This is a genomic window from Geobacillus sp. C56-T2 (assembly GCF_007829715.1).
Taxonomy (GTDB): domain Bacteria; phylum Bacillota; class Bacilli; order Bacillales; family Anoxybacillaceae; genus Geobacillus; species Geobacillus icigianus.
In genome coordinates this window covers 3,212,288-3,236,112 of sequence record NZ_VJWB01000001.1, presented here as the reverse complement: position 1 = coordinate 3,236,112, position 23,825 = coordinate 3,212,288, and the positions used below count along the sequence as shown (strand labels likewise).

Here is a 23,825-nt window from a genome sequence, read left to right as displayed (position 1 = left end):
ATGGCCGCAAGAGGAGGGTAGGTATGGCTCGCATTCGCATTGAGCATTTTGGGCCAGTGGGGCTGTTTGATGAGGAGATTACCGATGTAACGATTTTGATTGGTCCTCAAGCGAGCGGAAAAAGTACGATTAGCAAACTGATTTTTTTCTTCCGCTCTATTCCGGATGAATGGGTAAATTATTTGCTTTCGTCCCGACAAACGGATGAGCACAGCCCGTTTTTTGAGTTCAATAAATATCTTAGGAGAAAATTTGTCGGTTACTTTGGAACGACAAAACATATGAAACCGTTTCACATTCGTTATGAATATAGTGACGGAAAATTTGTGCGTCTTGACTTGAAAGATGGTTATGTGCAAATCCACTTTAGCGATTCCTTGAAAAAGGGGATTTTAGAGACGTTCAAGCACGTTATTCAGCTAAAAAAAGAGACGCAATATCAAGAGCGGCTGTTGACTGATTTTTGGAATGTCTCATCTTGGAAAGCGCGGCAACAAAGTGTTGTGGAAACAATTAAAACGTCTATTGATGAAGTATTTGGCGATTCGAAAACATCGATCTTCATTCCGGCAGGTAGAAGTTTAGTCGCGACGTTGTCCGATCAGCTGCAAGATATTAACCCACGGCAACTCGATGTCTTGACAGAACAGTTTATCGAACGAATTAACTTGCTGAAGAAGATGTTTTCGCAATCGTTTGAGGAAATTGTCGAGGATCGGAAAAAATTTTCGACAGAGAAAATTGACTTTGAGGCGATTCGGTTTGCCATTGATATTATTGAGCGGGTGATGAAAGGAAAGTACATGTTCTCTGACCATGGAGAAAAAATCTTTTTTAATGAAAGAGAGTATACAAAGCTAAAATTTTCATCCTCAGGGCAACAAGAAGTAGTGTGGATTTTGTTGCTTATATTCACGGTTATTTTGGAACGGCGACGAGTGTTTATGGTTATTGAGGAGCCTGAGGCTCACTTGTACCCGAGCGCGCAAAAAGAAATGGTCGCCTTGTTTGCATTATTGCTAAATGCGACGGATAATACGCTAGTGATTACGACTCATAGCCCATATATTTTATCCGCTTTCAATATTTATTTGTACGCGGCCAAGATTGGAGAAAAGCTGGATCGACGCGCCGATCCGATTGTGGACCGAAAGCTGCGCCTTTCTCCGGAGCGGTTAAAGGCCTACATGTTGGAGAGCGAGGGAGGGAGATTCCGCTACCGAAGCATTATCGATGATGAATTACGGTTGATTCAGGCCGAAGCGATCGATGAAGCATCATCTGCGATCAACTGTGTACTTGATGAGCTCATGGAGGCGGAGGAAGCGGGGGAGTAAACATGTCGGTTGTAGAATGGGAAAGTTGTTTGCAATATTGCGACCATCGAAAATTAGCTGTTGTTGAGGAAAACGGAAGAGGGGTTCGTTTCGTCAATAAGAAGGAAAAGAGGGTGGCCCTGTACCGTGTAGACGGTTGTCTGCTTAAAGAGGGGGTAAAATGCGATTTTTTATTTTTAGTGATAGAAGGAGATCGGGCATTTTTCATCGAACTAAAAGGGTCTGACCTTGAGAAAGCCGTACACCAGATCACCCGAACAATTGAACAGTTAGGGAAATGGTTGCCTGGATATATATTCGAAGGGAGAATCGTGACTACCCGTGTGAGGACGCCCGCTTTGAAATCGACTTATTTGATTAAGCTGGAAAAAATGTTGAGGAGAACGGGCGGGACATTAGTGGTAAAGGCCAAGTGGGACGAGGTAAACGTATAGGGCAGGAAAGAGGCAAACGATATGGATGATTACCGGCTAAAACGGATTTATACCCCGGCCGAACGGGATGATGGCATCCGCATTCTCGTTGATCGCCTTTGGCCGCGGGGCGTGGCGAAAAGCGAGGCGCACCTTGACCGATGGATGAAGGAGATCGCCCCAAGCTCGGAATTGCGGCAATGGTTCGGCCATCGGCCCGAGCGGTTTGCCGAGTTTGCCAGGCGGTACGAGTGGGAGCTTACGACAGACGGGACGAAGCAGGCGTTGGTGAAGGAGCTGCTTTCGCTTTCGGGAACGGTGACGCTGCTTTATGCGGCGAAAGATGAGCGATATAACCATGCTGTTGTCCTGCGGGAATTTTTGCGTCGGTACGGCCATAACGGAGCATATGGGAAGCGGTGCGAACAGATGGAATAACGATAACGATCAACCTTGGCGGGAGGGATGAACGGTGATACGCGCCATGGTCGGCGATTTGACGAAGGTGGAAGGGGTCGAGTACATTTGCAATGCCGCCAACGGCATCGGGCCGATGGGCGGCGGGGTGGCGGCGGCGATTCGCCGGGCGGGCGGACGCGTGATTGAGGAAGAGGCGATCCGCATCTGCCAAGCGCAAAATCCGCAGCCGGGCGATCTGTATGTGACCGGAGCGGGAACGTTGCCGTTTCGCGGCGTGATTCATCTTGTGACGATGAAGCAGCCGGCAGGAGAGACATCGTATGCGATCGTTCGCCAATGCCTCGAGCGGCTGGTCGCGCACTGCCGGAAGCACGGGATCAAGAAGGTGGCGCTTCCGGCGCTCGGGACAGGTGTTGGGGGGCTTGACAAAGAAAAAGTGGCGCGGTTGTTTGCCGAGGTGCTCGCGCCGGTAACGGATGTGGAGTTTGTGGTCGTGGACATCGATGAGTCGTTTATCCATCATGTTCAACTAAATAAATGAGGAAGAAAAAGGGCCTTGACAACGCTTGGCTCTTCTTTTTTGGCAAACAATAACGGGTTTCACAATTCTCCATATCATATTATAATATAACACACAAACGAGTTTCATGGACTTCCTTGTCTAGCCTAGGAGGTGGCGCTGCCATTCCTGTCCGATGAATGGGACTTGGGGAAAAGGAAGTCAACGAGCGTTTCCTGTGCAAGCCTGTTCAGGGACAACAGCCAAAAACAAGGCGCACGGCGTTTTTGGCAACGCCTGGAGGGATGATGATGCTGTTCCAATCACCGACATTGAAGACATGTCAAGTGTTAGTCGATGAATTCCGCTTGGCCCCACAGCCGTTTGAGCCGCAAAAATTGCGCTTTGCGGGTGTTGGGGATCGAGACGTTTATAATATTTCCGCGCCGTTTGCAGATGACGGCGAGTTGGTCATCGCTGGCCGCGTCGAATCGCGGGATAGCGAACAGTCGGAAGTGTACTTTTTCGTGGAGCGCGATGGGGTTTGGATTCCGCGCGAAGGAGCGCCGGTGTTTGCCTTGCAAGATCCGTTTGTGGCGCGCATTCACGGCCAGCTTGTGTTTGGTGGGGTGGAAACGTTTCCGCATCCGGTGTTTCGCGGCGAGTATTGTTGGCGGACAGTCTTTTATCGCGGCTCGAACATCCGGGGGCTGAAACCGTTCGCGCAGGGGCCGGACGGGATGAAAGATATTCGGCTTGTCGAGCTGAAAGACGGCTCGATCGGCGTTTTCACCCGGCCGCAAGGGGAAAAGGGCGGACGCGGAAAGATCGGCTTTACCCGCATTTTTTCGCTCGATGACTTGACGCCGGACGTCATTGAAGCCGCTCCGCTGCTTGACGCCCAATTCACCGATGAGGAATGGGGCGGTGTGAATGAAGCGCATTTGTTGGCCAACGGGCTTGTTGGGGCGCTCGGCCATATCGCCTGCTTTGACGAGCACGGCAACCGCCATTACTATCCGATGGTGTTCGTATTGAATCCAGAGACGATGGAGCGCTCTGAGCTGGAATTGTTGGCGCTTCGCTCTCACTTTTTGGATGGGCCGGCGAAGCGGCCGGATTTGACGAACGTCGTCTTCAGCGGCGGCTTGATCCGCAAAGGCGACGGGACCGCCGAGCTGTACGCCGGCGTCGGCGATGCCGAGGCGCAAAAAATTTCCTTGATCGACCCGTTTGTCAAGTACGAGGCGCAAGAACTTGATCGGATGTATGCTTCCGTTTAGCGAAAAGGATCGGCACGACAGACCTTCTCTTGATGAGGAAGGCTGGCGGCCGATCCTTTTTCCGTTTGGTCGCGATGTTTCTTGCTTGGTAGGAAGGAGCTCGGTTTGACATGAACATGACCGGTTCACACGATAGGTCAACAATGATTGGTTTCTCCATGTTTGACATGAATGTGGCTTGTTTGGAGGATAGACAACAATGGCTGGCGGTAATTAGGGGGCAAACGGCTCTCCCGGAAGGCTGGTGAAAAACGACTGTTTCTCTTGATCGATGGGGGAACGTGTGAAAAGCAGGACTGATGCCGCGGGGTTTTTTGTATTTGCGAAACGAGGCGGGGAAGCGCCCCACTCCCTTCAATCACCGCCTTCCTAGGAAAGGCCATTTTCCTCCCGTTGCCCCGTCTGAAGCCATCCGGTATACTGAGAAAAAAGGGGAATGGGGAGGGGCCTTTGTTGTCTTTGCCGCTTGCTTCTGGTGTGTCGTATGAGCGCTATTGGGTCCTGCGTGAACAAAGCGATGATCGTTTAGAGTATATTGATGGGGCCGTGTATATGACCCCGTCGCCAAGCGTTCGGCATCAGCTCATCTCGAGCCGCCTTCATTTTCAGTTCAGTTTGTTTTTTCGAGGAAAGCCGTGCGATGTGTTGGCAGCGCCGCTTGATGTGGAACTGGTCGATGAGCAAACAGGGGAACGACATGTGGTGGTTCCGGACTTGACGGTCATTTGCGGCGAAAAAGGGCTGGATGGAGCGAAGTATATCGGGGTTCCGCCGTTGATCGTCGAGATTCTCAGTCCATCGAACCAGGCGCATGATCTTGTCACAAAGTTCAATTTGTACATGGCGTGCGGTGTCCATGAATATTGGATAGTCAATCCGATGAAACAGGCTGTGACGGTGTATGTGCTCAATGAAGAACGGCTCTATGAGCAGGAGGATGTTCAAGTGAGAACAGGAACGGTTCGCTCTATGTATTTCCCCGGGCTCGCAATCGATATGGCCGAGTTGTTTCATTGATAGGATGCCGAGAGGATGGGCTTGAAAGCGAACAGCGTGGGAACAATCCCACGCTGTTTCTATGAAAATTCCACACCGACGAGCCGTGGTTTTCATGCTTGGGTGAAGGACAAACCATTGCCTATGGAATGGATCGAGGCGGCGCTCATCGCCCGCGTGATGTCCCTTTACGGCTGCTTTTGCCGCTTTTCCCGCTCTTTCACTTTTTCTTCCATCCGCTTCAGCAATTTCTCCCACGGGTTTTCCACTGTTTTTTTCTTGCGCTTTGGCTTTTCTTCCGTCATGATCAGGCGCCTCCTTTCGCTGCGGCGGATAAGGCGAGCAAGTCGCGCAGTTCATCGTCGGACAGCTCGGTGATCCACGCTTCGCCTTCGGTGATCACATCAGCGAGCGCTTGTTTTTGTTCGAGCATCTCGTCAATTTTTTCTTCAATCGTCCCGGTCGTGATCAGCTTATGAACGTGGACGAATTTCGTCTGCCCGATGCGGTAGGCGCGGTCGGTCGCTTGGTTTTCGACGGCCGGGTTCCACCAGCGGTCGAAATGGATGACGTGGTTGGCGGCGGTCAAGTTGAGCCCGGTGCCGCCCGCCTTGAGCGACAGCAGGAAAATCGACGCGTGTTGAGCTTGAAACTCCTCCACCATTCGGTCGCGCGTTGGTTTCGGGACGCCGCCGTGCAAAAACAGCACCCGCTCATCCAACAGATCGGACAGCAGCTCTTGAATCATTTCCCCCATCCGGACATATTGGGTGAAAATCAGGCAAGACTCGTTGTTCGCCCGAATTTGCTCGACGAGTTCAACGAGTTTTTCCAGCTTGTGCGACCGTTCGACCAGTTGGCGCGGTTGGCGTTCTTTTAAATAGAGCGCTGGGTGGTCGCAAATTTGCTTGACGCCGTTTACCATCTGCAAAATCAACCCGCGCCGCGCAAACGGGCTCGCCGCTTTCGCCCGTTCGAGCGTGTCGTTGACGAGCTGCTCGTACAAAGCCGCCTGCTCCGCGGTGAGCGGACAGTATTCTTTTTGCTCGATTTTATCCGGCAAATTGAGGGCGACCGCTTCATCGGTTTTCGTCCGCCGCAACAGAAACGGACGGATGAGCGCTTGGAGCGCCGCTTTTTTCCGGGCATCGCCGTCTTTTTCAATCGGACCGGCAAACCGGCGTTCGAATTCGGCGGCGCTGCCGAGGTAGCCCGGATTTAAGAAGTGGAAAATGCTCCAAAGCTCGCTCAAACGGTTTTCCACCGGCGTGCCGGATAGGGCGATTTTATGGTTGCCGTTCAAGCGGCGGATGGCGCGCGCCTGCTTCGTCTGAGCGTTTTTGATGTTTTGCGCTTCATCGAGGCAAATGGCATGCCAATGGATCTGTTTTATATCGTCATGATCCAAATGGGCAAGGGGATAGGACGTAATGACGAGATCAGCCTCCCTTGCCGCCTGCAAAAAGGCATCGTTTCTCGCCCGGTTCGGTCCATGATGCACGTACACGCGCAAAGTGGGGACGAAGCGGGCGCATTCCTTCTGCCAGTTGCCGATGACACTTGTCGGGCAAATGAGAAGCGCTGGCGCGTTCGGGCGCTCGGTGTCGTTGACGTAAGCCAAGTAGGCGAGCAGCTGCACCGTTTTGCCGAGCCCCATGTCATCGGCCAAGCAGGCGCCGAAGCCAAATCGCCGCAAAAAGACGAGCCAGTCGACGCCGCGCTGCTGGTATGGACGGAGCACGCCTTGAAACGATGGTGGCACGTTCGCGCGAGGGAGCTCATCGATCGTTTGCAGCTGGCGGATCAGCGCCCGGAATTGGTCATGAACGTCGATCTCGATGGGGATCTCTTCATCTATTGCCTCTTCGCGTTCGTTGGCTTCCGCCAATAACGTTTGCGCGACGACTTCATGAATCGGCACCCCTTCTTTTTTCGCCTTCTCCATGAGCGCTTGGGCGCGACGGACTAAGGCGGGATCGAGAATGAGCCATTGGCCGCGCAGACGGATGAGGCGCCGTTGTTGTTCGGCCAGCGCGGCAAACTCTTCTTCCGTCCATTCGATGCCGTTGGTGGCCACCCGCCAGTCAAACTCCGAGAGCCGTTCGAGCCCAAAGAGCGATTCAGTGCGGACGGAAGGGGACAGCTTCGCTTTAATCGACAGCTGCGCCTGGCGGATGTCATGCCACCAGTCAGGGAGCAGCAGCCTCACGCCCGCTTCCGTCAGCTTTACGCTTTCTTCCGATAAAAAGCGCCACGCTTGGTCATCGGACAATTCACGAAGCAAAGATTCGTTTTCATCGCCAAGCCACGGCACGATCCCCTGAATGCGGTGAATGGCCCGGGCGACCGATGATTCATATGGACGCCAAGCGCGCGGCAGACGATCAAGGGGCGCGATGACGCTGTCATCGAGGGCGAGGGCTACCGGCTCGAGCGTCCATAATTCCCCGTCCTTCTCAGGTTCGGTAAGGCGCAGGCCGACGGTAAACGGCGGTCGGTCGCCGAGCCAGCCGATTTGTTCGAGCCAGTCCTCCTCTGTTCCGGTCCATTGGTCGCTCTGAGCGGCGATCAATGGATACGCCCGGACGATTTCGCCCCAGAGGCGGCGGAGTTCCGGGTCGCGGGAGAGCCAGTCGGCGATCGCCAGCGACCGCCATGTGGCGACGAACGGATCGGGGTCATCGTCCGCGCCGCGCCAACGGGTGCGTCCCGCCTCGTTCCATGCGCCGCCTGTGTTTTTCCATAAGGAAGCATCAGGAAGGAAGCGGCGCTCGCGCACATCGTTCCAAATGTGCTTCGCCCACGCTTCCAGGCGGGCGGTGAATTCATCCGCCCATTCAACGGCTGAAAAGCGCGAATGCGGATGCAATGCGAACCAAGTGAGCGCTTGCCAAGGCGATAACCGCACGATGTCGTTTTCGATTTCGATCATGGTGCCGTAAAACGTTTCTTCATGCCAGGCCAATAACGGTGAAACCCATGAAAAGGGATGGGTGGAACCGGAGAGCTCGAAGCATCGAAGCTCTTCATTCCACCGGCAGGAAATTTGAATCGTCTCCAATGCTTTCATGGAAGCAATTTTCCTTTCTTCAATTCTTCATGAAACGCGCGCAGGCGCGCCGTCTGGGCGAGCAGTTGTTCGAGATAGGCTTCCCATTGATCGAGCCGCTTGGTGGAGCGGTACTGAGCCCGCAACGTTTTCAAATAACGGACAGCCTTTTGGTAGCTCGAGCGGTTTTTCTCGTTGAGCAGCTTCACCACTGTGCGATGATATAACGGCATGACGAGCTCTGTCCCGCGCGCTTGCAATGTTTTGAGCATCGGCGGAGGCAGCTCATCGGCGGTGATGTTCGCCCATAAGAATAGATCCACCAGTTCCTGATCGCGTCTTTGTTTATACAAAAAATGAGTGTACTCGTTGACGCTGTATGGGAGGCTGCGCTGCAAAAACTCTTCCCATGCGCCCGGGCGGTTTCGGTGGCGGGCGTACATTTCGAACCAGTGCGCGGTTTCCTCTAAAAAACTGCTTCGGACGAAAGCCGGGATATGCGAAAGGTAAAGCGGCCAGTCGTGCTTTATTTTTTCCCAGACGGCTTCAAACCGCTTTAGGAGGCCGTTTTGGATGAATCGTCCGAACCATTCCGCCAAAAACACGCCTGCCTGATCGGGGAACGCGCGGTAAAGCGCGATCGCTTCGTCGTCTTCGCCAAGCAGGAAGGAAAGATGAGCAGCCGCCATGGCGGCGCGGATGTTGTCTTGGCTTTTGGCGAGCTGAAGGAGTTCGGCCCGTTCTTCTTGGCGCCAGGCCGGCTTGGTAAACAGCGTTTCCCAGGCGGTGGTGTAAAGGTCATAACCGAACGACGCCAGCTCCCCTTCCCAAAACAGCCCATCGCGAACGTATAAAATCGTCTGTTCAACCAAGGCGTTGAGCGATCGCGGCGGCGACTGGGTGGAGAATGCTTCCAAGGCGGCCAAGGCGCGGCCAGCGACATAGTTGACGTCCTGATGCCACGAAAATTGCCGGTAAGAACCGAATCCGCCGTCGCTCCACCCTTGCGCCTCTCCGTACTCGCGAAGTTTTTCCAGCAAAAACAGAGCGGCGTGCAGCTCCCGCAACGGACGGGCGCCGGCTTGCCTTCCGTTGTTTTTGCCTAGCTTCGGGAGGAGCTGGAAAGCCAAGCGATACGGCCAGTTGGCTCCACTTTGCTGACGCGCGAAAAAGTCTTCGTACTGTCGCTCAAATTGGTCCCACCAGTCTTCAACGGTTTCATGGGCTACGACCGGAAGGCTTGCCGTTTTCCCTGTCCGTTTCGCCGCCAGCGTGTTTGATTCATGGGCGACCGGTTCTTTCGGCGCGGCGCTGATTTGCCCTTTTTTCCAAAGGCGAAACAGTTCTCCGTTGTCAAAGACATTGCCGTAGACATAGAAAAATAGAGCTAAAATATGCGGACATAACCCTTCCGTCGGACAAGGACAGCGATGGCGGCGGGGGGCCTTGGTCAAATCAAGCATAACTTCGTGAGGGGTGATGTCGGAAACGACCCCTTCCACTTCATGGCTGTTGACGACCATGACATTATAGACCAGGCCGCTTCTGGCTAGGTCGCGCCCTTTTTGAATCAGATGGTGGAAGATGGAAAATGGGAATTCCTTGATCAATTCGCTCGCCGCCTGTTGCAAGAGCGGTTTGGAAACGGTAGTTTGCAGCATGTCGGTTCGTCCTTTCCGTTCATTTCCCTATCACTCAATTATAGCATGTCGAGATGAAGAGTGCTATGCGATTCGCGGTGGGAGTCAGTCAAGACTTTGTGGAGAACATTTTTTCGGTCTACTACGGGCGTTGTCAATCACCGGTTGGTAGACCATTTTTAGGAATTGATATCGTAAGCGCTTTCGGACTCTCATCCCTCTTCTTGAGCTGATTTTTGCTCGATCCATTTTTTTACATCCATCCGCCATCGCGAAGCGCCGACAATGCTTGGTAGATCGGCGTCCCCGATGACTGTTGAAGATACGGGATGTTCTGGCGCATCACCTCCGCCAACAACCGTCCTGCCTTCCGTTTGGCCTGTTTGATCCGCTCCAGCTTCGTCGGGGCCGAGGCTACCCTCTGGGGCTCTTCCTCCTCCAACTGCCCCGTTCTCCACCCTATTCCGTCGATTTGGGCCACCATCGCCTTCAGAAACGCCCAAAGTCCTTGGTCCTTCCAGCTGCGGCGGGATTTCACCCGGTACGCGAACCGGCTCATCACGCTCTCGGCGTGGCCCATCGGACGCATGCCGGCCGTCTCCACCCCTTGCGCCGACAGCCACTCCCGGTAGTCCCGGATGCATCCCGGCATCGACTCGATCCGGCGGATCATTTCGGCCAACTGCTCTTCTTTGGCTTCGTCCCCCAACGTACCGACGGCGCTGTTCAGTTCCACCAAAAGTCCTTCCTCGTCTTGCTTCGCCAGCTTCTTCCGCACCTCCCGCCAACGCGGGTGGCCGGACAGACACTGACGAAGCTCCCGCGCCACATGGAACCGATCCAACTGAAAGCACGCCCGCTTTCCGAAATACTCCCGGCAGGCGGTAATCCAAGATGCCGCGTCGCCGTTGATGACCAACAAGTCCCGGCACGGGTCATAGGCATATTCCTTCATCAGCCACGCTTCGAACCCTTCCCACACGTCCCCCGCCCCTTCATGGAGGTAGTGGCGCCGGTTCACGAGCTCCAGTTGCGAGCCGTTCCGTCTCCATCCCTCGTGAACCGCCAAGATTTTCTGCTCTTTCGCCCGTTTCCCTTTCCCTTGGCGGGAGATGAACAGTCCATCCGCTTCCACCAACAGCACCCGGCCATGCCGTTGGGAAACAGGGTGGTGCAGCGAGACAGGGGCCGCCAACACCAGCTGACGAATCGCCTCATGGCTGAGGACCGCATACCCCACGATCGCCTCCAACGTACGGGCTGCTTTGCGGTAGGAAGAGCACTCTATGGCCAACTCGACCGCCGTTTCCTCGAGGCAAGGACTGATCGATTGGGCTCCATCAAAGCCCAGTTCGGCATCCAACAAGAAGGTATACGCCCCTGCCTGCCGATCATAGTAGTAGTTCCGTCGGAACGTCACTTCTCCAAACAGCGTTTGGAGGGTGGTCGGCCGTTTGTCTTTCAGCTGATAGCGGCGCTTGTCCCTGGCTTCCGCCAGTTGTTGATCGATTTCCTCCAAAAGGGCCGCCAACACGGTGGCAAACACGTTTTGAAGGGTTCTCAACAATTGTTCCTCCAGCTCTTTTAATACAGGCCATTGTGTGGTAAGATGTTTCATGGACTCTCTCCCTCCTGTTTTCGGTTGGTGTCAACAATCACTATCATAGCAGGGAGAGAGTCCTTTTTGCATGAAATTCGCTTTTTTCCTACCGCGCTTCGCTTGGTGGCCCCGACGAGCGTCGCGAACAAAAGTTCGCAACCCTCGTCGGGGATCCTTCCTGAACGTCACCCACAAATATTTTACTCACACCGCGGTGGAAGCAACTGGCGTTTTGATGGGTGGCTACGAGGGTTGGTGATTGAATCCTAGAAGGCTGGTGAAAAACATTGGTTTCCTTTGGTCGATGAATAAAAGTGTACAGTGTTGCAAGGCTTTTCTATTTGAGAAACGATGCTAGGAAGCGGTGTGCACGATTTAATCACCATCCTCCTAGATACGACTTTGCCATCTCATTTCCCAACTATATACATGCAACATGAAGAGTTAACCTCTCCGTTATCCTGCACACCCTAAGCGCTGCATCATTTCCTCTAAAAATCTTGTAGGCTCAACCCGCAGGCTGCGCCATGGGGGAGGAAGCTCGTTGCAGGAGAAGTCAAATGTTAAGTTTTCAATGAGCATGTATATAGAGAAACCTTGTTGCATCGGTCCTGCTTTTCGCGCGTTCTCCCATTGATGAAGGGCAACAGTGGTTTTTCACCGGCCTTTAAGGAGGCAGAGAAGATAGAGAAAAACGATGGGCGACAAAATCGACAAAGCTCAGTGGAAAAGCGCCACTCATTTTCCAACAGAGAGTTGTGAAAGCAGCGTGTTCCGTTCATGATTCCTCCTCGGGAAAGAAGAGTTGGCGATGATTGCTTTTCTCACAAGTGGTATAATGGAAATAGGCAAAGCCTTAAAGGCTGGTGATTTAAAGGAGACGGGCGGCTTACCGGCCTCGTTTCTCAAATCGAAAAGATCTATCGCATGGGGATCGCCTTTCACACGTTCCCCCATTGCGAAGCCGGCGTGCCGGACGGCGTCGTCAACGTCCTGCGATTGCCTTTCACACGTTCCCCCATTGCTCAAGCGAAACAACCGTTTTTTTACCATCCTTCTTCGTTTTGTGGAAACAAAGAGGCAACCATATAGATACGCGGCGTTGACTGACGTTTTCAAAAAGAATGAAAAAGGGGTGTATGAGACATGGCGATTGGTCGGAATGACCCATGCCCGTGTGGAAGCGGAAAAAAGTATAAGAAATGTTGCATGAACCAACAGCAGCAGCATGAAATTCGACGGGTGCGGCAGCGCCGCTTTTTTGAGCAAAAATATGAGTTGTCGCAAATGGTGCAGCGATTTCTCGAGGAATCGCTGTCTGATGATGAACGGAAAGCGGTAACCCGCATGTTTCATCAAATCATCGAACAAAAGCACCATCGTGAAGAGTTGAAGATGTTTGAGACGCTCTGGCGTTTGTTCCTTCATCGTTATCCAAATGGATTGCGCGGCATTGAGTGGTTTCAACAGGAAAAAGGTCGTCGCCTTTCCCAAGAACTTAAGGAAATGGTGGATCGCTGGGTTCGGCTTGTGCCGCGCCTTGTGCAATGGGTCGATTTGCATGATGAAGGAGGGATAGCGGTTGATCGGCTGACCGGTGAGAGACTTCTGATGCCGTATTGCGAGACATTGGAGGTTGTGCGTCCATGGGGCGGCATGCTTGCTTTTTTGGAGCCGTTTGACGGCGGGTATTACGTCTGTGGTGTGTCATCGATTATGAACCCGAATGGCGTGAAACGGGCGGAAGAGAACATTCGCTCTTTGTTGACGCAAACGGGCTGGTCATATGACAAGGTAGTCGTTGAGCATTTTCTCGATATCATCGATGGAAGTTATCTTTCGATGTCGGACGGCAGACAAGAGGAGCGAACGAAGTGGACGTATGAATATGAATGTAAGGACGCCGCCGGGGCGGTGAGGAAGCTCGCGTCGATCGGACGGGCTCACATTGACAGCGACGATGGGAAAACGGTGGAAGGTTCATGGTGCACCGATGTGTACCATTATATCGCGTTGTTTTCCCCTGAGCCGGTTCGTGTGCTTGAACTGGGCGGGTCATTATCGGCTCACCGGTCGCGCTTAGTGTTGTCTACCGAAGACGAACGAACGGCTGCACAACTGGTATCGCTGCTGCGGGCGTTCGGGTATTCCCCGACAGAGCGCAACCGGCAGACGGAAGTCGTTTTGCGCCGCAAAGGGGTAGAAAACGTTTCGTTTCACATTGATTCTACACCTAGTTCTCCTCTTTGGGTTGGAACGCTAGCCGTGTTTGCTGTTCAATTGGAAAAAGCCCTTCATGTCCCGCATGAGCAATGGAATGGGAAAACTCCTCATGAAATGGCGCGTCAAGGGCATGTTCAAGAAGTCGAGGAGTGGCTGAAAGGGTATGAATTCCATTTGTTTAACATACAAGAACGAGTGAATCTGCCGTTGTCCATAGGGGTGAATCATATTCGCTCCCGCTATGGCTTGCCGCCATCTCCGTTTAAGGAGCCGTATTATTTTGCGGATTTATGGAAAACGGTATGGCTTGGTCCTAGAGAAACCGACACGCTATTGATTCGCACGGAATGGGAAGGGATGTTTTTCACAGAGGATTTGTTGGCGTTTTATAACGAAATCGCCATGGAAAAGACGGAAGAACAGAAGGAAGCCGGTTCGCGCGTGGTTTTGCTGCTGTGTGAACATCTAGCGAGCCGGTCGATTTCATCGTGGGAAGACGTAGGAGAAGAGGATTGGAAACAATTCCTCGTTGAGCAAATTCCAACAAGATGGAGTTCGCTTCCGAAGCAAACTGTGAGTCAAGCGCTTGATATGCTTCCTGAGTTGGCCGGCTGGCTGGACAGCCGTTATGGAACGAAACACCAAAAGGCTGTTTGTGCCATTTTGGAAGAGGTTAGAAGCGAATTAGAGCATTGCTTCGCGTTGTTGGATGAATGGGGAACGGAGAGAAAGGAAGAGAGGGAAAAACTGTTGGTTTGGCAACTCGTCGGGTTGTTTGGTTTCCCTACTCCTTCTTCCGCTCATTTTTCTATGTACTATGTTAAGGGGATAGAACAAGGGAAAGCGGTGGTTGATTGGATCGGCCATAATCGTACGGTGACATGGGATGTTCCGGAACGGGCGCAGCCGCATCTCTTGCCCGGGATGTATATCATAGCCACGGCAGGTTGCCATGATGAGATGGGCGATCCAGTTCTCGTTTACCCGCCGGCTTTCTCTCCGTACTTGGAATCGTGGCTTCAAAAGTTGAAAGAGTGGTTGGACAGGGTGAAAAAAGAAGTGCCCGCGTCTCAAGAGCGTGTGCGCGCATCGGTGGATCGTTTAAGCCGCCGGCCGTAGACATTCCCGGTGAATGCGAAAGCGACCCCTGTCTCGTAAGCGGTCAAGGGTCGCTTTCGAGTGTTGCCGTCGTCTCTCATTCTACGGTTTCAGCCGTGTGGAGAATCAAAATTGGATGTAGGCGAGCCGTTTATTAGCCTCCGCGACGTCAAAGGCGTCCGGGTCAAAATCGTCGCCTTTCATATCAGACAGCCACTCGAGCCGTTCAAGCAGTTCCGGGTCGGTAAGGGAGTCTTTGTTTGCTGCTGATTCGAGCAGCTCGAGATAACCATAGACGCCACCGCAATCCTCGGGAGGACACGCCCGTTTTCCTTTCAGGCAAGTGGCGCGTTCTAGCGGTTTGGAGAGCGTTTCAATCTTTTCGACGGTGATGTTGTGGCGCCAGTAATCACCAAAATCGTAAATGTACACAAATTTTTGTTTTTCTTCCGTCAACCATTGCTCAAGCGTGGTGCGGCGAGCGTCCTCGAGCGTTTTCGCGAACCCGTGCAAGCCCCAATCGTCGGGAATGCCGATGACGATCTCGCCGAATTGGAATTCATATAAATGTGCTTGCTCCCATCCCATCGCTTCTTGGATGACCAAATGAAGCTGGTCAAACGTGGCGTGCCCAGGCACAAGGACACGGCGCCAAATGGGCGGACGGAAGCCGCTTAATGAAATTTTCAGCTGGTAGGCGGTTTTGGAGCGGCGCGGTTTCTTCGGCGGTGAGCTTTTGCTTTTTGGCGCTTCCACCCAACGACCGCGCGGGCGGGCAGATTCCGTTGAACGGAGCTTCGTCATCAGTTCGTCAATCAAATCCATGAGTTTTTTTTCTTCCATGAATATCGATCTCCTTGTCGACTTGTTTTTGTATACTTATAGTTTAAACTATTTTTTCAAAAATCAAAATCAGTAAGGCGATCGTGGTGCAAGTAAAAGAGTTGTGGGTGACGTTCAGGAAGTGACAAGGGTTGCGCGCCTTTGTTCGCAACCCTCGTTGGGGCCACTAAGCGAAGCGCGGTAGAAAAAGCAGCTCTCTTGACTGACTCTAGGAGGCCGGTGAAAAACGGTTGTTTCTCTTGATCGATGGGGGAACGTGTGAAATGCGATACCGATGCGACAAGGCTTTTCTATTTGAGAAACAAGGTTGGTAAGCAGTCTGCTTCCTTAAATCCCCAGCCTTCTAGAAGGTTGGTGAAAAACCGCTGTTTGCCTTGATTGATGATGGAACGCGTGAATATAGAAGATGATGCAACCAGTTTTTCTATTGGAGAAACGATTCTGAGAAGCGGTTGCGTGAGTCAATCACCGGCCCCCTAGGAACAAGGACTTTTTCTTTTTTGTGCTAACTATGGTACAATATAGACAACGGTGAGGCCGAATTTAAAACAAAGTAGGTGACGATATGGCGGCAGTGTCGAGGAACGCCCTTTGCCCGTGCGGAAGCGGGAAAAAGTACAAGCGTTGCTGCGGAAAGGACGAAGTGGTGTCGATCGATTCGTTGATTGAGCGGGAGTTAGTCGAATGCATGCACGATGTGCTGTTGTTTGCGTCAGAACGGTATGAGGATGAGATTGTCGAAGTGATTGCCGAACGCCCGTTGGAAGATCGACCGGAAGTGCTTGATTCGGCAGTGAGTTTATTTGTGACCAATTGGGTCATTTTCTGTCGTCCGGTCGATGAAAAAGGAACGACCATTTTTTCCGCTTATATGCGAGATCGGCGCTATGCCCGCTGGCGGCCGGCTGTACAGGCGCATGTGGCACGATGGGCAGGGACGGTGCCGTCATTTGATGAGATCATTCATTTCGATGAGGAACGGCGACAGTTGCTTGTCCGCGATCTGTTAAGCGGAAAAGAAAAGCGCGTCTACCTGTTGGCGGCGCAGGAATGGCCGGAAATGGAAGAAGGCGATGTGCTGCTCGGATGTCTTGTGCCGTACAACGAGGAGTTTACATATTTTTCCACGGTGTTTCCGTTGTTGAAACAAAGCAAGGAGCGGCTCGTTCGGGCGCTGCAAGTTGAGCAGGAGCGAAGCGGGAAAACGGGGGAAGAGTTTTTGCGCCACTCTTTCCCGCTCGCGTTGGATGCGATGATCAGCGAGTTTTTATGGCAGCTGCTCGATCAGATGGAGTGGGACGACCCGGATGAAGAGGCGGTCATTCTTGAACTGAAACGGCACGAAGCGGATGCACCTGCGTTGCTTCTTAGCCAGGCGACGATGTTTTGGCACATGTATTGCGCGCGCGAAGCGGTCGATATCGAGAATCCTGCCGTATATGCGGCGGCGCTCCGCTTTTTTGCCGGACAGATGATCGAAGAAAATCGCATCAGCGAGGAAGAGGTCGCGAGACGGTATGGAGTGTCGGTCGCGGACATCGAATCGACTGCGATGGAGCTTCTTTTGTTCAGCCTTGAAACGTTCGACGAGGAGGACGATGAGGATGAGGAATGGTCTGATGACATCTGGTGGGACGATGACGCCGATTGGCTGGATGTAGCCATCGACGAATGGCTGGACAAGATGGAACAATTGCTTCACCGCGACGGTTGGGATGCGGATCAAGTGAACCGGCTGATCGACGAGGCGATCAACAAGTGGAAAAAGGACGGATTGCTTCAAGGGGTTGATGAAGAGGAGTTGCGTGAAGAACTCGAGCACTGCGTCTTTGAAATGTTTGCCGAGCGCGGGTTTTTCTAAGAGGCTGGTGATGGAATCGTGGATATGGCTTCCTAGAATCGCTTCTTAAATAGAAAAACCTTGCAACAATGCACACTTTTATTCATCAACCAGAAGGAAATCACTGTTTTTCACCAGCCTTCTAACGGATTGTACGATTTCGTCGCAAGCGGGCGGTCAAGGGCCCCATTTGTAGTGTTCACCGCCGACAAAACGGTTGGGCGGCGGAAAACGACTGTGTTTGAAAAGGATCGTCATTTCATGAACAACGCGGTGCAAACAGTACTATTGACAAAATCGAAAAGGTGCAAGCGAGGATGAAGTCTCTTTTCCTCGCTTTTTCTTCTTTATTGAGAAGAATGGTAAAAACCGTCGTTTTTCCGATGGAAACGACGCACATCTTGGGCGTCAGTTTCCGCGATTAAGAAGGCAACTGTTTGTTAGAACTCCATTTTCATGTTTGGGTGGAGCGTGAGACGTATGGGACGCGTGAGCATAGAGGCTGATGCAGCAAGTTTTTTCTGCTTGAGAACGATCCTAAGGCGGTTGTGAGAGTCAATCACCGGCTTCCTAGGGGATTCTGGAAGAACAGCGAGAAAGTGTTCTCCGCTATATGACAGCGCTCGCGGTTTTTTGTGGACGGCTGTCGCACTGACGGGCGTTGTGCGGAAATGGGGCGTCCATTGTCGGTGGAACGTCTGTGCGGACGCTTGTTCTGTCGAGCGGTTTTTCTCGCTGACAGACAGGAAATCCGCTTCGGTGCACGAACCATATAGTAGAATGAGAGACAGCCGGGAGGGAAGGTAGATGAAGCGGGGAGGATGGCTCGCCGCATGGTTTTGTTTATGTTGGATTGCGGCTTTGGCTTGGCCGACAGGAGCGGAAGGGGAGAAGGAAAAAACAGAACGGTTTGTCGTCGTGACCGCGGATGAGGTCAACGTTCGCCAAGGGCCGGGCGTGCCGTACCGCTCCGTGGCGATCGTTCACCGCGGTGAGACGTATCCGTCGGTCGCGGAGGAAGGCGGTTGGATGAAAATCCGTTGGAAATCAGGACAAAGCGGTTGGCTCGCAGCCACGTACGCCGCTCCCGTCGAACGAATGGAGAAAGTGACAGTGGACAAGCTTCGTCTTCGCCAACAACCGCGTGTTGACGGGCGTGTAATCGGCTATTTGTGGCAGGGAGACCAAGTGGCTGTCATTCAAGAAGAGGGTGAATGGAAAAAAGTGGTTAGTGACGATGTCGTTGGCTGGGTGGCGGCGTCGTATCTGACCGCTGTTGAAGCAGCGGGGGCAGCGCAAACGGGTGTCGTGACCGTAGATTCATTGAACGTGCGAACGGCGCCGGCATTGGAGGCGGAGCGGATCGGTCGGCTCGGTCAGGGCGATGGCGTCGAGATTGTCGCGGCGAAGCGAGGCTGGTATCAAATCAAAACGCGTTCGGGGCTGGAAGGTTGGGCAGCGGCGGAGTATATCAAAACAGATGGCAAGCAAGCGCCGGGTGCTGACAACGAAGACGCCGTTGCCTCCGCCATGGCTGTGGGGACTCGCTTCGCTTCTTTGCCCAAACAGGCGCCGGGCTCGTATGTGTATTCATGGACGCGCGCACCGATTCAAGCGCTTGCCGGAAAAACGATCGTCCTTGACGCCGGCCACGGCGGCAAGGACGGCGGGGCGCAAAGCGTGGACGGCGTCATGGAAAAAGCGCTGACGATCAAAACGGCGGAGCGGCTCAAACAAAAACTGGAAAAACTCGGCGCCCGAGTCGTGTTGACGCGCACGGGGGATAATTACGTGCCGCTGTCGGCGCGCGTCGCCGCGGCCCGTCTGTATCAAGCCGATGCCTTTATCAGCTTGCATTACGACAGTGCAGAGGATCCGGCGGCCTCTGGCATCACTGTCTACTATTATGACCGGTTTGCCGACTACGGTTTAGCGCAGTCGTTCCAAGGTCCGTTCTCGCAGCTTGCCGCGCTGCCGTTCCGCGGCGTTGCGTTTGGCGACTATTACGTGCTGCGGGAAAATGAACAGCCGTCCGTGCTGCTTGAGCTCGGCTATTTAAGCAACCGCTCGGATGCGGCGACAGTGGCGACCGACGGCTATCAGGAAGCGGTGACAACGGCGATTGCGGCTGCGGTAAAGCGGTATTTTGAATAAACAACGACGGACATCGAGGTCGTGGGCTTGTAGATTACGAGGTGCGGTATAAATGAGAGACATCGAGGCTTGGCGGTCTGTTCGTTGCTTATGATCGATCGGCTGTCATCAAGCGAACGGAAACACGCTGCGCAACCGGGGATTCTCCCGGTTTTCTTTTGGCCGCAGATAGTTCTCCGGCTGATGGTGCACACTTGTTCCCGTTGGGGTCCCCTTGCGCAACAAGAAGTCGAGAAAAGCGGTTATCGGTCTGGACGTGGCCAGTTTCCCTCGCGTAAAAAGAAGCAGGAAAAAGCCCCATCGACCTAGAGAAAGATGCTCGTCAAAAAGTATGGTCTGTGAGGGATGAACATTGGAAGTGACAATCTATACCTTTTATTCGCTTGGTTCTGAACAAAGTGGAATTCGACTGGTCGATGCGGATTGGAGCGATCGGTACGGATGGTTGGCCGTGCAACAAAATCGCAACCGGATGGAGTGTGTGGCGAATGGAGTCGTGTTCCGTCCAGCTGTTGCTGTTCGGTTTCCGATCATTCGTTGGGTCGACAGCGAGCGCGTGTTGTTGGCGGATGCGAGAAGTGACGGAAGCGGCCATAATGTGTTTTTGATCGATCTGCATGGAACTGTACGACATTCCTTTTGCGGCGGTGACGGCATTGAAGACATAGCCGTTGGCAGAGAAGGGATTTGGATCAGCTACTTTGATGAAGGGGTGTTTGGCAAAGGGATTTCGACGGAAGGATTGGTTTTATTTCGATTCGATGGATCGCCAATATGGAAATATCATTCTCATCTAACAGATTGTCCGATGATCGTTGACTGCTATGCGATAAACAAAGGGAAGGCCTCGACTTTATGGCTTTTTCCTTACAGCGACTTTTCGCTCATTCAAGTCGACCCGTTTACAAAAACATGGAAAAGATATGAAGTGCCGACAGTGTTGCACGGATCGACCGCTCTATGCGTCAGGGGAAACTATGCGTATTTTGGCAACAGCTATGATGCAAAGGAGGAATTGTACAGCTGGAACATTGGAAACGGCGAGCCGGAGAAAATCGGACGTATTCAAGGGACTGTTAGAGGGCTGGGGCCAAAGGAAACGAGCCACTTTATTAGCGTCAATGACGATTCAGCGAGTGTCCATGCGATTGGGAATCCATCGGAGTATGGAGCGCGCCATTTTACATTCTAAAGGGCTGTGATCTTGGTCGATGGGGGAACGTATAAAAGGCGATACTCATGCGGAAGAGCGTTTCCATTTGAGAAAAGCGGTCTGCTTCCTTCAATCACCAACCTTCTAGGCGAAATGAGCGCCATCATTGGCTGATAGTGATGTTGGAAAAGGTTCATGGTAAGCTAGGGAAACATCCCCAGCTGGCGCGGGATGCCCCCGAAAAGTGGAGTGGTTGACAAAATAGTTAAAAAAGTATAATATTTTTCGTTGAAAAGCTCTTAGGCAGTGCGATCTGCCCTCTGCTTGGGGATGAAAATTAACGGTATAAGGGATTTTCAAAGATGATAACCGTTCAAATCACTGAAATGATATATAATATATCAGAATACTCAATTTATTTTCTTGAAAATGGAAATGAGGGAGATTATGAAGGCACGGGATGTGTTGTGGACAGGATTGATGCTCTTTTCGCTCTTTTTCGGGGCCGGAAACTTAATTTTTCCCCCGTATTTAGGAATGGAAGCTGGGACGGCGGTGTGGCCGGCGATCGCCGGCTTCATCATCACGGGCGTGGGGCTGCCGCTGCTGTCGGTCGCGGCGGTGGCGCTCGCCCAGGACGGCATCCGTTCGCTCGGCCAAGGTGTCCATCCGCTGTTTCGTTTCTGTTTTTCGTTGGCCGTGTATTTGGCGATCGGCCCGTTTTTTGGTATTCCGCGGGCGGCGAGCGTCGCTTACGAAATCGGGGCGAAGCCGTTTTTCCCTGCGAGCGGATCGCTCGTGATGTGGCTGTTTACCGGCGTCTTTTTCGCTCTTGTCTATTGGCTCAGTTTAAACCCGTCCAAGTTGGTCGATCGGATCGGTCAATGGCTGACGCCGATGTTGCTGCTGTCGATTGCCGTGCTTTGCCTCACCGGCTTGATCCGGTTGGATGACCCGCAGGCCGAGCCAGTGGAAAAATATGCTTCAGCCCCGTTGGCCAAAGGGATGCTTGAAGGGTATTTAACGATGGATACGATCGCGGCTCTTGCCTTTGGCATCGTGGTCATTCAAGCGCTTCGCGACCGTGGAATCGATCGGCCGGCGCTGCAGGCGAAAGCGACGATTCAATCGGGCGTGATCGCGGCAGCGGGGCTTGCGCTTGTGTATGCCGGCATTGCCGGCGTGGGCGCGAGAATGGCTGAGGCCGGTTCGTTTGCGAACGGGGCTGAGCTGCTTTCGCATGTGTCCTCGCTTCTGTTTGGTAGCGGCGGAAAGGTGCTGCTCGGGGTGATTGTCGCGCTGGCTTGCCTGACGACCGCGATTGGCTTGGTGGCCGCTTGTGCGCAATATTTTCACGAGCTGACCCCGGCTGTATCGTATCGGGCTTATGTCACTGCGCTGACCCTCTTTAGCTTTGTCATGTCCAATCTCGGGTTAAACGCGCTGATCGCTGTATCCGTTCCGGTGTTGACGATGTTGTATCCGTTGGCGATTGTGCTCGTCGTCTTGTCGTTTTTCCACCACTTTTTCCGCGGCTCGGCGAAAGTGTACGGCATGGCGCTGCTGTTTACCGGCGTGTTCAGTCTGTACGACGGGTTTAAGGCCATGGGGGTGGAAACGGCATGGCTTGAGCCACTTCTGTCTTGGGCGCCGCTGTTTTCCGTTGGGCTTGGTTGGGTGGTGCCCGCGCTGATCGGTGCTGTGCTTGGTTTTCTCATCGATTGGCCGACCGTTGTAAACCGAAAACACGCCGCATAACCGGGGTTGCATTGCACCTCGGTTTTTTGTTTGGAACATGTTGGCGGTCGGACGGAAATCGTGAAAATCGGCAGGCGATTCGCTATAATGAGTACAAGCGACTACGGCCGCAAAGGATCAATAAAGGTGTGGAAAACGATGAACATCGCGATCGCAGGAACAGGATATGTGGGGCTCGTGACCGCCGCTTGTTTGGCGGATAAAGGGCATAGCGTCACATGTGTGGACGTGAATGCGGAAAAAATCCGCTTGTTAAACGAAGGCGCCATCCCGATTTACGAGCCGGGACTGGAGCCGCTCATTGAGCGGAACCGCGCCCGCCTTCGCTTTACAACCGATGACAAGGAAGCGTATCGAGAGGCGGAAGTGATCATGATCGCCGTCGGCACGCCCCCATTGCCGGACGGATCGGTGCGGCTCGACGACGTCTGGGAGGTGTTGCGCCGCATTGCGTTGACGGCGGAGCGCGACTGCTTGGTCGCCATCAAATCAACCGTGCCGGTCGGCACCGGAGATGAAGCTGCCCGCTTTTTGGCCGAGCATGCACGCCATCGCGTGCGGTTTGACGTCGTTTCCAACCCGGAGTTTCTCTCACAAGGAACGGCGGTGCGCGATACACTGCAGGCGCCGCGCATCGTATTGGGAGTGGATTCGGACCGCGCTGAACGGGTGATGAAGGAGCTGTACGCCCCGTTTGCGCTTCCGTATGTGGTCACTGACCGGAAAAGCGCGGAGATGATCAAATACGCCGCCAATGTGTTTTTAGCGTTGAAAATTTCTTACATCAACGAAATCGCGAACGTGTGCGAACTAACCGGCGCCGACATTGAGGCGGTGGCGGAAGGAATCGGCATGGACCCGCGCATCGGCCGCCGCTTTTTGCGCGCTGGCGTCGGCTACGGAGGCTCTTGCCTGCCGAAAGATACGAACGCCTTATATGCCCTTGCCGCTTCCTATGGCTATTCGCTCAAAACGGTTTGGGCGGCGATCGATGTCAACGAAAAGCAAAAGTGGAAGCTGATCGATAAGGCGCGTTCGTATATCGGCGACTTTCGCAACCAAACGGTGGCGGTGCTCGGCGCGGCGTTCAAGCCCGGCACCGACGATGTGCGCGAATCGCCCGCCTTGGCGAACATCGAACGGCTCATTGCCGAAGGGGCAAACGTGCGCGTCTGGGATCCGGCTGCCCTAGGGCATGTCTCCCGCCGGTTCGGCGATGCGGTCGTCTGTTGCCAGACGATCGAGGACGCCATCCGCAACGCGGACGTTTGCTTGATTTTCACCGAATGGCCGGCCGTCCTGCAGTTTGACCTTGGCCGCTACAAGGCGCTCATGAACACGCCGCTGGTGGTGGACGGACGCAATTGCTATGACGTCAAACAAGCAGCAACCGCCGGCTTGATCTACGAGTCGATCGGGCGGCCGCCGGCGGGTGAAGGACGACAACCGGTGAAGGAAACAATGGAATATTGTGAATGATGTTTGAGAGAGCAGCCACTCATGAAACAAACGGGGGGGG

The 23,825-nt window shown here is 53.4% G+C and carries 16 protein-coding genes; 12 read left to right on the top strand and 4 right to left on the bottom strand.

What is annotated here, in order from left to right:
• Nucleotides 1-23: 23 nt before the first annotated feature.
• From GC56T2_RS16065 to GC56T2_RS16040, 6 genes are all read left to right on the top strand, one after another.
• Nucleotides 24-1,337 carry an AAA family ATPase gene (locus GC56T2_RS16065; RefSeq protein WP_144976587.1) on the top strand — a complete coding sequence of 438 codons (1,314 nt, stop codon included), beginning with the start codon at nt 24-26 and terminating at the stop codon, nt 1,335-1,337.
• 2 nt (nt 1,338-1,339) lie between these two features.
• Nucleotides 1,340-1,771, top strand: a complete 432-nt coding sequence (locus GC56T2_RS16060) for a hypothetical protein (RefSeq protein ID WP_144976585.1) — start codon at nt 1,340-1,342, stop codon at nt 1,769-1,771.
• A gap of 21 nt (nt 1,772-1,792) precedes the next feature.
• On the top strand, nt 1,793-2,188 hold the full coding sequence (locus tag GC56T2_RS16055) for a DUF488 domain-containing protein (RefSeq protein WP_144976583.1): 396 nt from the start codon (nt 1,793-1,795) through the stop codon (nt 2,186-2,188).
• Nucleotides 2,189-2,222: 34 nt separating this feature from the next.
• Nucleotides 2,223-2,711, top strand: coding sequence for a macro domain-containing protein (locus GC56T2_RS16050; protein WP_144976581.1), 489 nt, complete (start codon nt 2,223-2,225; stop codon nt 2,709-2,711).
• 269 nt (nt 2,712-2,980) lie between these two features.
• The gene (locus GC56T2_RS16045) at nt 2,981-3,952 is read left to right on the top strand and encodes an MTP-1 family protein (RefSeq protein ID WP_144976579.1); all 972 of its coding nucleotides are present in this window, start codon (nt 2,981-2,983) and stop codon (nt 3,950-3,952) included.
• 453 nt (nt 3,953-4,405) lie between these two features.
• Entirely contained in the window at nt 4,406-4,969 is a 564-nt protein-coding gene (locus GC56T2_RS16040; RefSeq protein WP_144976577.1) for a Uma2 family endonuclease, read from the top strand.
• Between the two features lie 286 nt (nt 4,970-5,255).
• Here the strand turns inward: GC56T2_RS16040 and GC56T2_RS16035 are convergent, their stop codons facing one another.
• From GC56T2_RS16035 to GC56T2_RS16025, 3 genes are all read right to left on the bottom strand, one after another.
• The gene (locus tag GC56T2_RS16035) at nt 5,256-8,018 is read right to left on the bottom strand and encodes a DEAD/DEAH box helicase (protein WP_144976575.1); all 2,763 of its coding nucleotides are present in this window, start codon (nt 8,016-8,018) and stop codon (nt 5,256-5,258) included.
• Nucleotides 8,015-9,658 (bottom strand): SWIM zinc finger family protein, encoded by a 1,644-nt coding sequence (locus GC56T2_RS16030; RefSeq protein ID WP_144976572.1) that lies wholly within the window; start codon nt 9,656-9,658, stop codon nt 8,015-8,017. Before GC56T2_RS16030 ends, GC56T2_RS16035 begins: the two co-directional genes overlap by 4 nt.
• Nucleotides 9,659-9,890: 232 nt before the next feature.
• Entirely contained in the window at nt 9,891-11,255 is a 1,365-nt protein-coding gene (locus GC56T2_RS16025) for an ISLre2 family transposase (RefSeq protein ID WP_144976569.1), read from the bottom strand.
• Between the two features lie 1,128 nt (nt 11,256-12,383).
• Here GC56T2_RS16025 and GC56T2_RS16020 point away from each other — a divergent pair.
• Entirely contained in the window at nt 12,384-14,579 is a 2,196-nt protein-coding gene (locus GC56T2_RS16020; RefSeq protein WP_144976567.1) for a YecA family protein, read from the top strand.
• Between the two features lie 105 nt (nt 14,580-14,684).
• Here GC56T2_RS16020 and GC56T2_RS16015 read toward each other — a convergent pair whose 3' ends face one another.
• On the bottom strand, nt 14,685-15,401 hold the full coding sequence (locus GC56T2_RS16015) for a plasmid pRiA4b ORF-3 family protein (RefSeq protein ID WP_144976565.1): 717 nt from the start codon (nt 15,399-15,401) through the stop codon (nt 14,685-14,687).
• A 565-nt stretch (nt 15,402-15,966) separates the two neighbouring features.
• On the opposite strand from GC56T2_RS16015, the gene GC56T2_RS16010 reads away from it, so the two are divergent.
• From GC56T2_RS16010 to GC56T2_RS15990, 5 genes are all read left to right on the top strand, one after another.
• Nucleotides 15,967-17,262, top strand: a complete 1,296-nt coding sequence (locus GC56T2_RS16010) for a YecA family protein (RefSeq protein ID WP_144976563.1) — start codon at nt 15,967-15,969, stop codon at nt 17,260-17,262.
• A gap of 786 nt (nt 17,263-18,048) precedes the next feature.
• Nucleotides 18,049-19,395, top strand: a complete 1,347-nt coding sequence (locus tag GC56T2_RS16005) for an N-acetylmuramoyl-L-alanine amidase family protein (RefSeq protein WP_144976561.1) — start codon at nt 18,049-18,051, stop codon at nt 19,393-19,395.
• 358 nt (nt 19,396-19,753) lie between these two features.
• A complete protein-coding gene (locus tag GC56T2_RS16000; protein ID WP_144976558.1) occupies nt 19,754-20,587 on the top strand; it encodes a TetR family transcriptional regulator in 834 nt (277 codons plus the stop codon).
• Nucleotides 20,588-20,995: 408 nt separating this feature from the next.
• On the top strand, nt 20,996-22,306 hold the full coding sequence (gene brnQ, locus GC56T2_RS15995; protein ID WP_144976556.1) for a branched-chain amino acid transport system II carrier protein: 1,311 nt from the start codon (nt 20,996-20,998) through the stop codon (nt 22,304-22,306).
• Nucleotides 22,307-22,444: 138 nt separating this feature from the next.
• Nucleotides 22,445-23,785, top strand: coding sequence for a UDP-glucose dehydrogenase family protein (locus tag GC56T2_RS15990; RefSeq protein WP_144976554.1), 1,341 nt, complete (start codon nt 22,445-22,447; stop codon nt 23,783-23,785).
• Nucleotides 23,786-23,825: the final 40 nt, after the last annotated feature.